At 37.9% G+C, this 14,543-nt stretch carries 9 protein-coding genes and 1 pseudogene; 1 reads left to right on the top strand and 9 read right to left on the bottom strand.

Annotated features, from left to right (window positions below):
- Positions 1-7 precede the first annotated feature (7 nt).
- From MHH33_RS08790 to MHH33_RS08755, 8 genes and pseudogenes are all read right to left on the bottom strand, one after another.
- Positions 8-991: a ring-cleaving dioxygenase gene (locus tag MHH33_RS08790; RefSeq protein WP_342543602.1), complete on the bottom strand. Its 984-nt coding sequence runs from the start codon at positions 989-991 to the stop codon at positions 8-10.
- Positions 992-1,280: 289 nt separating this feature from the next.
- Complete coding sequence (locus MHH33_RS08785) at positions 1,281-1,487, bottom strand: hypothetical protein (protein ID WP_342543601.1); 207 nt, start codon at positions 1,485-1,487, stop codon at positions 1,281-1,283.
- Between the two features lie 608 nt (positions 1,488-2,095).
- Entirely contained in the window at positions 2,096-2,458 is a 363-nt protein-coding gene (locus tag MHH33_RS08780; protein ID WP_342543600.1) for a YrdB family protein, read from the bottom strand.
- Between the two features lie 761 nt (positions 2,459-3,219).
- Entirely contained in the window at positions 3,220-3,990 is a 771-nt protein-coding gene (locus MHH33_RS08775; protein WP_342543599.1) for a DUF817 domain-containing protein, read from the bottom strand.
- Positions 3,991-4,141: 151 nt separating this feature from the next.
- Positions 4,142-4,289: pseudogene (locus MHH33_RS08770) on the bottom strand (helix-turn-helix domain-containing protein).
- A 90-nt stretch (positions 4,290-4,379) separates the two neighbouring features.
- A complete protein-coding gene (locus tag MHH33_RS08765) occupies positions 4,380-4,811 on the bottom strand; it encodes a DUF2975 domain-containing protein (RefSeq protein WP_342543598.1) in 432 nt (143 codons plus the stop codon).
- Between the two features lie 503 nt (positions 4,812-5,314).
- A complete protein-coding gene (locus tag MHH33_RS08760) occupies positions 5,315-5,713 on the bottom strand; it encodes a DUF1259 domain-containing protein (RefSeq protein WP_342543597.1) in 399 nt (132 codons plus the stop codon).
- Positions 5,714-6,202: 489 nt separating this feature from the next.
- Positions 6,203-9,715, bottom strand: a complete 3,513-nt coding sequence (locus MHH33_RS08755; RefSeq protein WP_342543596.1) for a S8 family serine peptidase — start codon at positions 9,713-9,715, stop codon at positions 6,203-6,205.
- Positions 9,716-10,289: 574 nt separating this feature from the next.
- Here MHH33_RS08755 and MHH33_RS08750 point away from each other — a divergent pair.
- Entirely contained in the window at positions 10,290-10,520 is a 231-nt protein-coding gene (locus MHH33_RS08750; RefSeq protein WP_342543595.1) for a hypothetical protein, read from the top strand.
- 101 nt (positions 10,521-10,621) lie between these two features.
- Here the strand turns inward: MHH33_RS08750 and MHH33_RS08745 are convergent, their stop codons facing one another.
- Positions 10,622-14,344 carry a S8 family serine peptidase gene (locus tag MHH33_RS08745; protein ID WP_342543594.1) on the bottom strand — a complete coding sequence of 1,241 codons (3,723 nt, stop codon included), beginning with the start codon at positions 14,342-14,344 and terminating at the stop codon, positions 10,622-10,624.
- Positions 14,345-14,543 lie beyond the last annotated feature (199 nt).

The following is a 14,543-nucleotide window of genomic DNA, read 5'->3' as shown; positions in this document are numbered from 1 at the left end:
CACCTCCTTACAAGTACTCTTTTTCAATTTTAAGTGTGCTTCGAACCGTGTTGATTGGTCGTACTGATGCCTCAATTCGTTCTCTTTTTCCTTCAAGAAATGGTGGTAACGATAATATTTCCCCTACTGTTTCGTAAGTCTCGTCCCCCATAAATCCAGGACCATCTGTTGCCCATTCAAAAAGGATTCCAGGTGCTACGCGTGCATATAGTGATTCAAAAAAGAATCGATCAACATACCCTGACGTACCTAAACCAAATTCTTTCAAACGTTCAATCCACTCATATAATACCTTTGTATCTTCCACGCGGAAGGCTGCGTGATGCACTGTACCGAATCCTTGTCGGCCTGCTGGATAAATCGTATTGTGCTCCACAATCACTTGTGCACCATTTCCACCTTCGCCCATTTCAAATAAATGCATAGAACCCTCTTCTGCGATTTCGCGCATTAGCATTACTTTTTCCAATACTTCTTTATAATAATCATACTGAGCGATACGAACATGAATAGGTCCTAAACCTGTAATTGCAAATTCAAGTGGTACCGGACCGTTCTGCCAAGGTGTCCCTGATGAAACACCTTCATTGAATTCATCTGAAATTAACATATATTGTTGATCATCAAAGTCAACAAATGAAATTGTTTTCTTATCAAATACTGCTTTAATGCCTGTATGTTTTACTTTGTACTTATCAAAACGTTTCACCCAGTAATCAAGTGCCGCATCGGTCGGTACACGAAAAGCCGTTTTATAAATCTCGTTCGTTCCGTGTGTTCCTTTTTGAATACCTGGAAAATCAAAGAACGTCATATCTGTACCGGCAGAACCTTTATCGTCTGCAAAGAATAAATGATACGTTTGAATATCATCTTGATTTACTGTTTTTTTTACTAGACGCATTCCTAATACATATGTGAAAAATTCATAGTTTTTCTCTGCACTACTTGTAATCGCTGTTACATGGTGAATTCCTTTTAAATGATTCATTATGATTCCTCCTTTTTATATCAAATTAATAATTCTCGAATTCGAGATAATTAATAAAAAAATTATAGTTTCCTTGCTTGCTGACTTATATGTTTTAGTAGTTCAATCATTTAATTCAGATCTTATCTTTTAACTGTTCAAAGATTTCTTTGAGTTTCTTTTCATGCTGAGGGAATTTTTATTAATAAAGGCCTTCCCAAGAATCGTTTGACTAGCATAAGTTACACGACGATCTTTTGGACATGCTCAATGAACGAAAAACTTCTTCTGTTCAAGCTTATCTACCTCATTAAGTAATACTACTACTTGAAATGAGAACCTTTTTGCCAATCAATTGAATTGGTTGATCGCCTTTATAATAGAGTAATTCTAATACAGCAAACTCTGTTGGATTCAAGTCAAATCTTGCTGCATCTTTTCTGATCACTTCCTGAATCGATTGGGCTGCACGAAGAATAACAGAAACAGGAAGCAACTTTTTTTGAGTTAAAACCAATAGTATCACCACTTAACTATCTTCAATGACAATATCTTTAATTCAAATATCTTTAATTCAAACTAAATATAACATGATTTTAGAATTAATGCATCACTTTTGTTCGATTTCCAAGGGATCGTATCCATTTTAACAGGAACGACGAAATGGTTTTTAAAAGCATTAGAAAAACAGGAATCTAAAAAAAAAAACAGCAAAGTGCCTGGATTTTAAAAAAATATTGTAATTCACTTATCTTGATCTTGATGCCAATTCCATAATCATTAACTGGCGGCCGCGAGAATTGTTCTTCTATCAGTTGTAATGCCTCCATAATTCAAACCAAGGCATTGGTTTGCACTACTTTTATATAGTAGAGGTGAAGAATAAGTCTTGGCAGCTTTGGGGTTTGGAATCTGTTGGTTTAAAAAAAGTTTAATCAAAAAATTCGTCTTATTAAGTTGATTTCCCCAATATAAAAGAGCCTGCTTTTGAAAAAAAGATTGATCAAAACAGGCTCTTTAAATATTTCACGGGAACGATTTTTATAAAAAAGCTTGCTCAGTTTCTACCTGTGTTGCTCAACAATCACGCCCGATTATTGAAGTTCGGTTTTAGACTAATCCACTTCACATATTTACTTTATGAAGCTTCAAGATAAAGACTGCTGCCACGATAAGAAGGGACACCGTCAGAAAAGTAACCGCGAGCGCGCTTTGCCCACTTGCGTACAAAGCTGCGGAAGCAACGATGAACACAACCAGCTTAAGCGTAGTTCGTATGGGAAAGGAGAAGATGGGGAGCGACGCCTTCGGGGAGAGAAACATACCCCATAGAGTGGCTATGACTAGTGGCGTGGCAACCGCGAGTATAATTTTGACCGCTACCCCTGTCTTGATATGATAACCCCAGTAACTGAACGCAGCCATTGCACCAAGCTCCAGTAGAAAGAATCCGGTGAGGACGCTAACACCTATCCATTTTATTTCCATCCGACTCTTCCTCCTAATAAAAAGAATTAAGAAACTAATGTTAATTTTTTTATATACAATATGTTTCGGCCATATTCTAAAATCCTGCCCTTTAACTTAATAACAATTATTTCAAAATTCCGTGATTTTAGCAATCGCTTTATTCCAGAAAATGGCCCTTTAATTGAACAATACTGCTGGAGTTTAAAGGTCAAAAGAAAGCCCTATATTAATACAGGGTTTTATCAAACTTTTTTACAAATTATCAAACTTTATTTTAAATCAACAGAATCCGTTAAAAAAACTTACCTGAACTTGTACTGGTACGCTATTCCAGAATATCGGAGTATGATTTGGTTCATTTCACTCAAAATTACTGAGTTTGTCTTTGGATTTTTCTGAAATTATTATTAATGGACGTTTACGCTGAATTAATCCTATATAATAATGGAGTTACATCGAACTTAACCCTACATTTCTAACCTGCCCTGTTAGTTTAATTAACAGTAACAGCTGACTTATCAGCCCACTGATCTACAACTAAGCTATCTAAAGTTTAAGTGAATATTTTCACAAGAACCCCTAATAAATGCATTCCGGGAGTATTGTTAAATCAAAAGCTATTTAAAAAGAAAAAAGCAACAATTCGAACGTTGCTTTTTCCAGTTTATCTTATTCAGAATTTTGTACGCTAGGAGTACTTCAACCTAAAAATGTCGAATTCCTTACTATCCGACTTTTTTATAAAAGCGATCTGAACAGTAATAAAAATTGTCTAGTATCTATTCTAGTGGAATTTTCCCCTTAACCCGCTTTAACGTCGCTACTATAAGGAAGCTAACAATCACTAATAGGAGCCATGAACTCACCTTTCCTAGGTTAACGAGACTCCATGCATCGGTTTGGTTTGGATATTCCCAAGCTCCAAAGAACGTTGCGATATTTTCGGCTATCCAGATAAAAAATCCGATGAGCACAAAAGAAAGAGCGAGTGGCATACGGTAACGAGTTCCATCAACCTCGTAAGTGACCCATGATTGCCAAAAGACGATAATTACAAGTCCAGATAACCACCAACGAACGTCAATCCAATAATGGTGGGTGAAAAAATTTAAATAAATCGCAGCTGCAAGAGGTACAACTACCAGAAACGGTGGCCACTTTACTAGTTCAACATTAAATCTCCTCCACGCCTGGCAAAGATAACTCGCTACACTTGCGTACATGAATCCGCTATAGAGAGGCACTCCAAAAATTTTGAAATATCCTTCCTCTGGATAAGACCAAGAGCCCATATGTACCTTGAAAATTTCAAGAGCAAGTCCAATAAGGTGGAACAATGTGATAACCTTTAGTTCATCCCGTGTTTCAAGCCCAGAACGTATCATCCACCACTGCATCAGAAGGCAGATGATGAGTAGCCAGTCATACCGTGGTAGAAATGGAAGTGGCATGATCTGTGTAAAAGCCAAAGAGGCAAAAATAACGACAGGAAACAAACATGATAAAGCCTGCTCCCAACCAAAACGAACGAGTTTTTTTAGTGCTCTCATGATTTGTGCCTCCTAAGGTGTTTACTGAATATTTGTAAGTCCTGCTTAGTAAAGTAGTTAAATAGATTTAGGGTTATGTACATAGGTTCACCGCCGAATGTTATGTATTTCCACTTTATTAATCTTGGGTGTCTTCATCACTTCGGTATTCTTAAACATCTCCGGGTTGATATTCTAAAGCCTTACAAATCTCCTCTAAAGTTGATAATCGAATCCCCTTTGCCTTTGAATGATTACCTTCCAACCCTCTCCAAAAGTTTTGTAACGCTAATACCCCTATTAGGCAAATTTGCCAGCATCACATCAATATTAATTGTAATTTCCGTGTTATTCACTCATACCGTTAAAGCATTTTCTGATTTTTTATCAATAGCTTCTTTTAAAAGCTTTTAAAGAACAGCCGCAAAGGTTGCAATTACGCTTGAAGCAAAAGTGCACATTAATCCCAGTCCTATAACACTTGCTACATCACCATCAATAAATAAAACTACGAATATTATTCCTAATACAATTAAGGTACTGATTATGATTGCACAGTATTTTATATACCTCAAAGCGTTAACAGATACTTCCGAGAAAGCCTTGTTCCAATCTATGTAGGTTAAAAGTTTAAATGCTTGATACAACGCAACAAAAAATGGAATAGACAATACATACCCACACACTAAAAAGGGATATTGCAAGTAAGCAGTCTCTGGATTCGCTTCTGCATCTCTACTGGCTATCCAAGGCAACCAAAATAGACACAAAGCAAGCACTGTAATTCCAATAAGAAAAATAACTAACTTTAAGAAAATTATTGATCCTTGTTTACGTTTCATAAAAAAGCGCCTCCCTTATTTTATTTTTGTCAATATGACTTTACCACATGATTTATCGTTTTAAAATAAAAAAATATTGATTTCAATTACATTATTATTGTTTTCGAAGAATCCTATTAATTTTCGACAAAATAAAAAGCATTCCTCATTACATGGAAATGCTTTATAACTTTAAACTATTCATTTTATTACTCTGAACCTTTAAGCACCCAACCTGAACTTAATTCTTTTTGTTATTCCAGTAATTATCGACTTTATTTCACATTTCAATGACTCAGTCTTAAGATATTCTTTAATGGAATAGAGTTTGAAAATAGAAAGTTCACTTATCTGCTTCTTGACCAACATGTCCAGATGTAATCGTTTGTATTACTTTTTCTCCTAGCATTTACTCATCCCCTAAGTCGATAATCGTTTAATAAGAAAAACAGGGTTGTTTGTCATAGAAGACCTATTATACAAAGTAAAATCACAGGAGACCGTGGTACGTTAAATAAAGTATTTTATCTACTTACCCTTAGAGTCCTTAGCGCTTCTGCAACTTTATGAGCAAAAGTTAATGGTGGTTCTACAGATTGAAAATTAATATAAAGGATGTTGGGTTTCGTATAAAGCCAATTGTTATGCAATGCACTGATAATTATTCCATTTTTCACAAGTGTGTTAACAAAATAAGGGACTTCTTTTTCAAGAATAACTGTTACTCCGCGATTAAGAGCGTACCCGTATTGATCTAAATCTTCAAACATGATTTCAGTCTCAATGTTTCCTCGAACTGGACGTCCTTGAATTGTGACTGGAATATCACGATTAATTTCTACGGAGCAAATACCATTTTCGATATCTGGTTTTCCGTTAAGAATTTGGCCGAACTGTTGACAAAGAGTGTTGAAAGTTTCCATTAGACACATCCTTAATATTTTATTCAGTTTATGTTCGTGCCAGTAACTTGGTTAATTGTCTTAGGTGGAAAATTGAACAGTAAAGTAATTACAAACAATTCCTCAAATCGATTTCTGTAATTCAAGAATTATTTTTCTTCATCTGAGGTTAAATAATGGCGTGATTCTGACGGTAAATCTTCCACAGTGACCGTTAAAAGCTAGGGGATTTAGACAAATAAAAAAGCCCTCTAACAGCCATTAAAGACCATTAGAGGGATTAGGGCAAAGCCCTTTGTCTTCACTACGTTCGACAACTCATTTAACAGGATTATTTATTTTAATTACTTACTACTATTGATAGCAGATTTAAAGCTATTTATTAGTTGAGTTTTTAAAGGATAAAGTGGGGCTCTTTTTTATATGAAACATCCAGGATTCGTACATGATAAAACCTCAACCCTTCTAAACATCATAAAGGATTGAGATTTTATCTTATGGTTTCTTTTTTTAAGGTTGCACCACCGTCATATAACGTGGAGTTGTTGTGATCTTTAGTCCCGTTTCAATTTCTTCCATCTCTGCGATCACTTTATATTTCCCACTAGGTAGATCAGCAGATGGAGTCCATTTTATATAAGCAGTCTCTGTATTCGCTTCTTTATAAGTATGAACCACTTTTCCTTCAGGATCTTGGATTGTAATGGTCCAGTTCAATTTTTTCAAGCCAATTCCCAAAATATGACCTGGCTCCTTTTGCGTTATTGGTCTAGCCCATACATCCCACGCTGAAAGGAATAAAAACTCATTTAAATACGAGTGATCTCCGTATATTTCAAAAGTGACATTACCTGCCCAGTCAAATGGCACTACGATTACACTTTTCGGTTCTGTATTTACAATTAAGGACGATTGTGTTGCAGAAATAGGTTTATAAATGCCATCAACATAAACCATCGATTTTGTTAAGCCGCTTCCCCCTGCATTATCCTTCATGTCCCAACTAACCAGATACTTATTTTCTGGTGTTTTGTTGACTTGAATATTTTCTACTTTTGGTGCAACAGAATCTACACTAATTGGGAGCTTAATCGTTTGTGGTCGTGCTCCTTCATAATCTAATGTGCTCTCAATAATAAATTGATACTTTCCGTCCGGAACGTATTTTCCATCCTCTGATTTCAAATCCCATCCATATCCAGGATTAAAGAACTCGCTTCTTGACATTACATTTTTTCTGAATTTCCATGGTTCTCCTGTTATAGTACCTTGACTGTAATCTCCAAGATAACGAACTCGATTACCTGATGCATCTTCAATGTACATTTGCACCAGTTTTACATTGCGCAAGGTGGTAAACATCGAATAAACACCTTGATTCGCAGCATGTGGAGAGCTGGCCATTCTTTCTTCTGCGAATGTTTTGGTCACTTTATCATAACCAAGTGCTATAGCTGGTTTGCCAAGCCAATTTTTATTACCATAGTATGGAAATAAAGCTGTTTCTTGTAAAAATGCATTTTCTTCCCACATCGGTGCATCTAAGTTCTGAGGTTGATCCCAGTCTCCATAAAAGCCCATATACGGAATAGTTAAAGACGGAATCGAAGCTTGATCTCCATTTTTCGGAACAAAGCGAACAAATCCTTCAACAAATATATTTTTCTTCAATCCATCTGGAAGTTTAATATCCACCTCTAAATCTTGCAGATGACCTTTTTTCACGGTAAAGGTGGCAGGTGTTATGTCGCTAAAATCTTTTCCGTTGATTTTCGCTGTTGCTCCTTCGACCCGCTTACTTGTTAGCTTTAGCACTTCCATCGTTTTATCAATTTTCCCATCGCGATTTAAATCTAGATCTTTCTGCTCGGTATCATCTGTTAAAAGATCTAGATAAACATCATAGGTAATCTCTTCTTGAGAAGATTTACCAGTTAACACCTCTAACTCCAGCATAAATTTTACTTTATCTTGCTTAATCTCTTTTAACTCCACAGCAGCTGCATTTTCTGGCTTAGCAAACTTATCTTTGACTAATACAGGTGTTTTTAGTGCATTAGCAATCTGCATCATCCCTGAGCCTTGTTTACGTGGTGAATATGGAATTTTACTTTCTGTTGTAGGGTCCATTAAGATTTGAGCTGTATTCATCAAAGCTGTTTTCGCTCGATAAATAGCATCTGTACCTCTCGTCACGCCTTTTTCATAGAGCGACTGTAACACTAGAGCTCCTGCACCCGCTACATGTGGAGAAGCCATCGAAGTTCCGCTATACGTATCATATTTGTTATCCATGACAGTAGAATAAATCTTACCACCAGGTGCGGTGATTTCAGGTTTAAAATCAAGGGTGTGCGGTGCTCCATATGATGAGAATCCAGACATAGTCCCCTTGTTTTTATTATCTATCAAGGTTCCCTTACCCACTTTAACCTTAATCTTTTCACCATCTTTCAAACGTTGAATCAAGGCCTTTCCTTCAGCGATCTGAATACTAACTCCTGGAACGTTGCCATAAGGGGAAAAAAGCAATTTAGCATAATCTCCTTGTTCTGCTAAAGGAACCATTATTACTCCTTTTGCTTCTCTCTGGTAAGCAGGATTTTGTATGAATTGTTCACTGCCCACGAATTGTTGTTCAGCCACCACGATTTTGCCTTTTACGTCTTTTCCTGTGTAATCCTCAGTACGACCATAACCTACATAAACTAACTCAATCTCTTCACCTGGAGCAAAAACATTTTCCATTTGAACATTGCCTGAATGGCGTTGGTAAATAAGTGGTTTCCCATCTGAAAGAGTAAGTGTGTTCATATGGATTTGATCATTTTCATAAGAAGCTACTTGTAAAGCATATGGACTTGAACCAGGTGCTCCTACTACTCCAATATCAGGATTTTGAGCATAGGGTGGATGATTATAAGCGTTGGATCCACTTTTGGTACTGTAGAATGCATTTCCACCTGCTGCTACTACTAATACTCCTTGTTCTGTAGCAATACGAACTGCTTTTTGGATAGGATTGTTCTCATCCACAAAATCAGCATCAGACCCTAAGCTTAAGTTGATGACATCGGCATCCATTTCAACCGCATGATTGATTCCTGCTATGATATCGTCTGCATATGCCCCATTCCAATAATCGGAAAAGACTTTTTCCGCTAGGATCTGCACATCGGGTGCAATCCCTTTTACCCCGTCGATTTCATCGGTTCCATTGGCCCCAATCGTTCCAGTTACATGCATTCCATGTGATGTAGCATATGGAAGAACATCTTGATCTCGGTCAGCCCAATCGTAACCAGCTGGTACTTTATCTGAATACCAGCGATCTTCTACAGCTGTTTCAGCTAATTTTTCTTGAATATTAGTAGGGTTCCACTTGGCTTTCGCTTTTCCTCTGTCAGACATAGTAAGATCTTGATGGCGATAGTCCACTCCGGTATCGACAACAGCAACCACCATCCCCTCACCATGGTAACCTAACTCTTCCCATACTTTTTTCGCTTGTACCATGGATTTACTACTGCTCATCGTTTGTTGATAAGTCTCTGCAATCTGTACACTAGCCACTCCAGATAGTTTTTCGATTTCTTTGATATTTTTGAACTCTGTATCCATACTGAAGCCATTAATACCTGTTACAAAGTGATGTCGCTCTTTCACATTCCACTTTTTCGTTTCTTTCATCTCTTGGATTAATGATTTTTGAGCTTGCTTTAATTTTTTCTTTTCAGATTCATTTCCCTTGGCACTGTGTACAGGTTCTCCTGTCATTTCCACAATCACTCGTACAGAATCGTTAGGAGCATATTGAGTATCAACTGGCTTGTGGGCTTGGTCTAATGTCCCTGGTTCATCTGTAGTTGCTTCTGTTAAATTAGACTCAAATACTTGGTTAGTCAATTGTGACTCGGTTGATGTGTCATTCGTTTCCGCAAAAACTGAGATTGATGAAAGAAGTAAGGATGTTACAGCTGCAGTAGTCATCACTTTAAATGCCATTAATTTACTCTTGTACATTCACATCTCTCCTTTTATTATTTATCTTTGAGTTTTATAATTATTTCACTACAATTATGAGTTTAGAAATTTAATAAAATTATGGAATAATAACTTTACGAATAATGCTAACCCTACTGAGTGAATAATTACACTACAAATTGTACATACAACATAAAAAACAGTAAATTGGGGGAATATAGCATAGTTCGATAGACTTATATGTAAAAGATTCCATAAAAAAGATTGTCATTTAAAATAGAATTTTAAGTTATTATCAGGAAAAACATTTCTGATTTTGTCGAAATCAAAAATATTAGTGAGAGTATTTTCTCTTAAATTGGGGGAAATAAACATAATAGGTAGAATTTTATGAAAATTCAACAATTTATTAAAATGAGTATATAAAGAACTAGAAACGTATATGGTATTTAGTTCATGTATTCATTATGTAGAAATATAATATTAATGGCCGAATGGTCCTTACATTCCTTGATCCTGTGCATTAAAGAACCTCTCTGACGATTTCCTGTTCTTCAACTAAAGCATCCGTTAGTTGAAGATGAATATGTTTGAAGAATGATTTTTTCACCTAATGTTACTTCCAAAAGGTGAAAGTCAGGTTCAAGCATTCTTGGATAAAAAGCAACCGTACAAAAAGAGCTTTAAAGTAGCGCATACGCTTGAGGGGCTGACAAGCCTTCTAGAATTTATTAGGGAAATAGAAGATGTATCTGGAGAACGTCCACCCATTGTGTTGGAATCCACAGGACATTATCATACGCCAGTTGTCCAATATTTCGAGGACAAAGGATTCTTATTGTGAGAGGAGATATAGCTATATAGACTATTTAAAGCACTAGTAAATATCACTAAAAATAGCATACCCCTCAGCTAGTGAGGGGTATGCTATTAATCTAATTGATGTTATCTCAAACCATAAGCCTTAATAATTTCCTGAGAAATTTTGATTCCTTGGTCATCCCAAGCGGTTGCACGGAGGGAAACATATTTGTTTGTCGTAGGATTGTTAATCTTAGCTGTCCAACGATCATCCGCTGTACGCTCAAGTTTTACTTTTTTCCATGACTCTCCTTCATTAAAGGAAACCTCTAATGTAGCTCCCTCTAATTTACCGTAACCCGCTACATCATCAAGTTTTGCAACAGAAAGTTCGATTGCAGTGGATGGTGCAGCTAATGCATTGCCGTTCATATCTGTTGCAACTTTGTAGTCAAGAGAATAGAACGGAAGCGACGTTTGGAAATCCTCACCTTTTCCAGACCAGAATGTCCATTCCGTATGAGTACTTAAAGATGTTGTCCACCGATTCGGATCACGCTTTGCATCACTTACTAACCGGTATTGTGTTTTTTCTTCTGGGACTGGATTAAATAAATATAAAGCCTGTCCTTTTCTTTCGCTAAGAAGGGTATCTCCTTGGAACAATTTTAGAGTTTGATTTTTCACGGAATCATCATAACCGATACCGCCTGTAGAGCCATTCCCTGAATCTGCCCAAGCAGGAATATTAAATTGTAAATAGTTCCCTTGGCGGTTAGGTGCCCAATAACCAACTCCCAAACGAGGACGAGCTACTGGTGAGAACCAGTCTTCTTGAAGCTTTTGACCTTTTTCATAGGTAACAGCAGGCTGGCGAACTTCCCAAGGACTGTCTAATACTTCTGCATGGTGATACCAGAGTGTATCTTTCACTGCTGAAACCCACTCTGTTCGAACAGATGGCAATTGTAATTTGTATAAAAACCCAACAGCTCCTCTTGTGTATGGACGCAGATCATAACGGAACTCTCCGCCAGGTGCTTCACGGTCTGATTTGTAACGCGTATCAATCTTAACTAATTCATTGTTAGATGGTGCATATTTTAAATTCTTTGGAATCTGGTCTTGATGCACATCCATTAGATCATAGACATAAGGTGTATTTACTTCACCTTCAACAAACAATTTCAGGTCACCGGAACGTGCTGCTGAAATCACTTTATCGCCTTCACTTTTACTGATTCCAGCAACGGCAAGAGGAATATCTGTATAATCTGGATTTCCTACAAACACATTGAATTCCTTATCTTCATTGTTTACGATAATCAACAGCTTTGCACCCGCTGCATATGCCGCAACGGCCTGCTCAGATGGCGTAACTTCCGTGTTGCGATCGACGACAACCGCTTTGCCTTTTGCTTTCAGACGCTCATAGTCAACTGCCGTTCCTTTTCCTGCATAAACGGTTGATAAGTTATATTTTCCATCAAGACGTGTACTTCCAGCCAACGGAATATCATCCAACACTTTTCCTTTAAAATTGATCTCAAGGGAAGGTTTTATTAAACGCCAGCGAGTCAAAAATTCGAAGTCTCCTGTCTTAACTTCCTTTGTTGGGACAGCATACATTTTATCGTTCCACACAGGCATTAAATAAATGTGATTCATTGTTTTGCCATCAAGAGAACGGTAGTATTCCATGCGCTGATAGCTTGGTTCTGTATTCTTCGGCACTTCTGCTGAAATTTCTTTTGCTTGTCGAGCATCAAGTTCTACTGTTTGAGGACCGTCTAATTTAATCTCTGGTGTACCAACCAATGCCACACCTTGGTGATCTGTTTCAGTATCTACTTCCATCATAGACATAGCTGAATAGGTTCCAGCGGGTAAACGAACTTCTGTTGTTCCGTTTACAGCAGCAAATTCAGGATCCATGTTTTTGTTAACGAGTCCAACATACGTAAGGGTAGGGTTCCCGTTACGGTCAGTAGCGTTAAACGTTAACGGATACTTTTCCTCTTCCTTTACCATACCCATTGAAGTATGAGCCACTTGTTTGCCATCGGCATCTGTTGCTGTCAGGTGTCCTTCATAACGAGAGCCTAATTCACCAAGTGTCGGGTTCAACGTTACCGTTACGTCTTTCGTACCTTTTGCCGGGATAGTAATTTCACTCTCAGAAACGGTTAACATACCATTTGGTGCGGCATCATCTTTTGTATTCTTAAAATCTGCTTGAAGATTTAAGGTTAAAGCGGAGTCACTGTCGTTTGTATACGTGACCGTTTTCTGTACAGGCTGAGCATTATCATGTGGCCATTTGAAAAATCCAAATGATATAGAACCAGTTGCTCTCACTGTGCTGAATGCAGCTGCTGGTACATCCAATCGACCCGATCCGATATGATAAGGCGAGTAATCTAATTTTTTTGACGTACTCATCAACGCTTCTTTTAGTTGAGTTCCATTCCACTCAGGGTTCTTCTGCAGAAGGATTGCAGCAGCACCCGCCACATGTGGAGTTGCCATGGATGTACCACTCATGCTTTTGTAAGATCCGCTTCCTGATGAAAGACCAGATCGAGCTGCAACGATGTCAACACCCGGTGCAGACAGGTCAGGTTTCAATCCCATGTCTCCATAACGAGGCCCTTTGGAAGTGAAATAAGCAATGTTGTCTGACTTATCAACGGCACCGATTGTTAATGCAGCATCTGCAGCTCCTGGTGAACCGATGGCCCCTTCATAACCTGAGTTTCCGGCAGCTATGACAAAGAGTGTCCCTTTGTCTTTGCTTAGACTGTTTACCGCTTGAGCCATAGGATCTGTTCCGTCACTTGGCTCGCTGCTTCCCAAACTCATGCTTACAATCTTGGCGTTGTCTGAAGCCCATTCCATACCATCAATAATCCAAGAATCCAAACCGCTTCCTGAGTCGTTTAATACTTTACCAACGAGCAACCGAGCTTCCGGAGCAACCCCTTTGTTCTTCCCTCCAGATGCTGCACCTGTTCCCAGTACTGTTGAAGCAACGTGTGTGCCGTGTCCATGAGCATCATCCACCGTTTCTCCAGGTACAAAACTTTTCGCCTCGTCTATCTGACTTGCCAGATCAGGATGATTAGGATCGATACCTGAATCGAGTACCGCCACCTTAACACCTTTACCTGTAAAACCAGATTCCCAAGCCGTTGGGGCACCGATCTGAGGTACGCTGTTGTCTAAAGTGGCTTCCACTTTGCCATCCAGCCAGATTTTTTCAATGTCCTGCTCAAATAAAGCCGTGTTTGATTCAACCTCAGGTGTGATATCTTCCCAGAACGTATCCGCTTTATTTTTGGTAGCAGAGAGGGCAACAGCGTTAATACTCTCTAACACGCGAACTATTTTAGCTCCTTTTGGTTCAGCTTTTACTTGAACGGCTTTGCCTTTTTTTTCTGTATATTCTACGATAACGGGTAGAGACGAAAGCGTTTTGTCATCATAGCCATTTTCGATCAATTCCGTTACATTAAACAAATCCTTATCTAACTTATCCGCAGCGAGGTAAGGCATAGCTGACCCTGGAATAACATACGTATCTTCACCAATATTCAGAATCTGAGCACCTGCACCATTCCGATCAACAGGTTCCACGTTAATTACGCTTTTACCGCCTTCAATCTTTTTAATGGTCACGACATCACCTGTAATAAGCGTGATCTTTTTTTCATCTGCGCCATTGATACTGTTTACAATAGAAGAGGTTTCAAGTGTCTTTTCAAGCGATGTTTTATCAATTGCTTTAACGTTATAAAAGGTTGAGGCAAGCATAACTGTAGATAAAGAGGTTGCTATAACTGTCTTCATGTTCTTTTTTTTCAACATATTTTCCTCCTAAAAAAGCAATTTATAAAACAAATGCATCTAGTAAGATCTGTCTTGATGTAGGGAACTCACTGTTAAAACAAATACGGGAGTTAATAGTTTGCTAGTATGTGGAAAGAAAAAACCTCCTTTGGCCAATTAAAGATTCTGAACAGGAGTATGTTGTTCTAGATGAAGGATCAGTTGATATTTAATAGGC

The sequence above is a fragment of the Paenisporosarcina sp. FSL H8-0542 genome (genome assembly GCF_038632915.1).
In the GTDB taxonomy this organism is placed as follows: Bacteria; Bacillota; Bacilli; order Bacillales_A; family Planococcaceae; genus Paenisporosarcina.
This window is presented reverse-complemented; position numbering and strand designations above follow the sequence as displayed.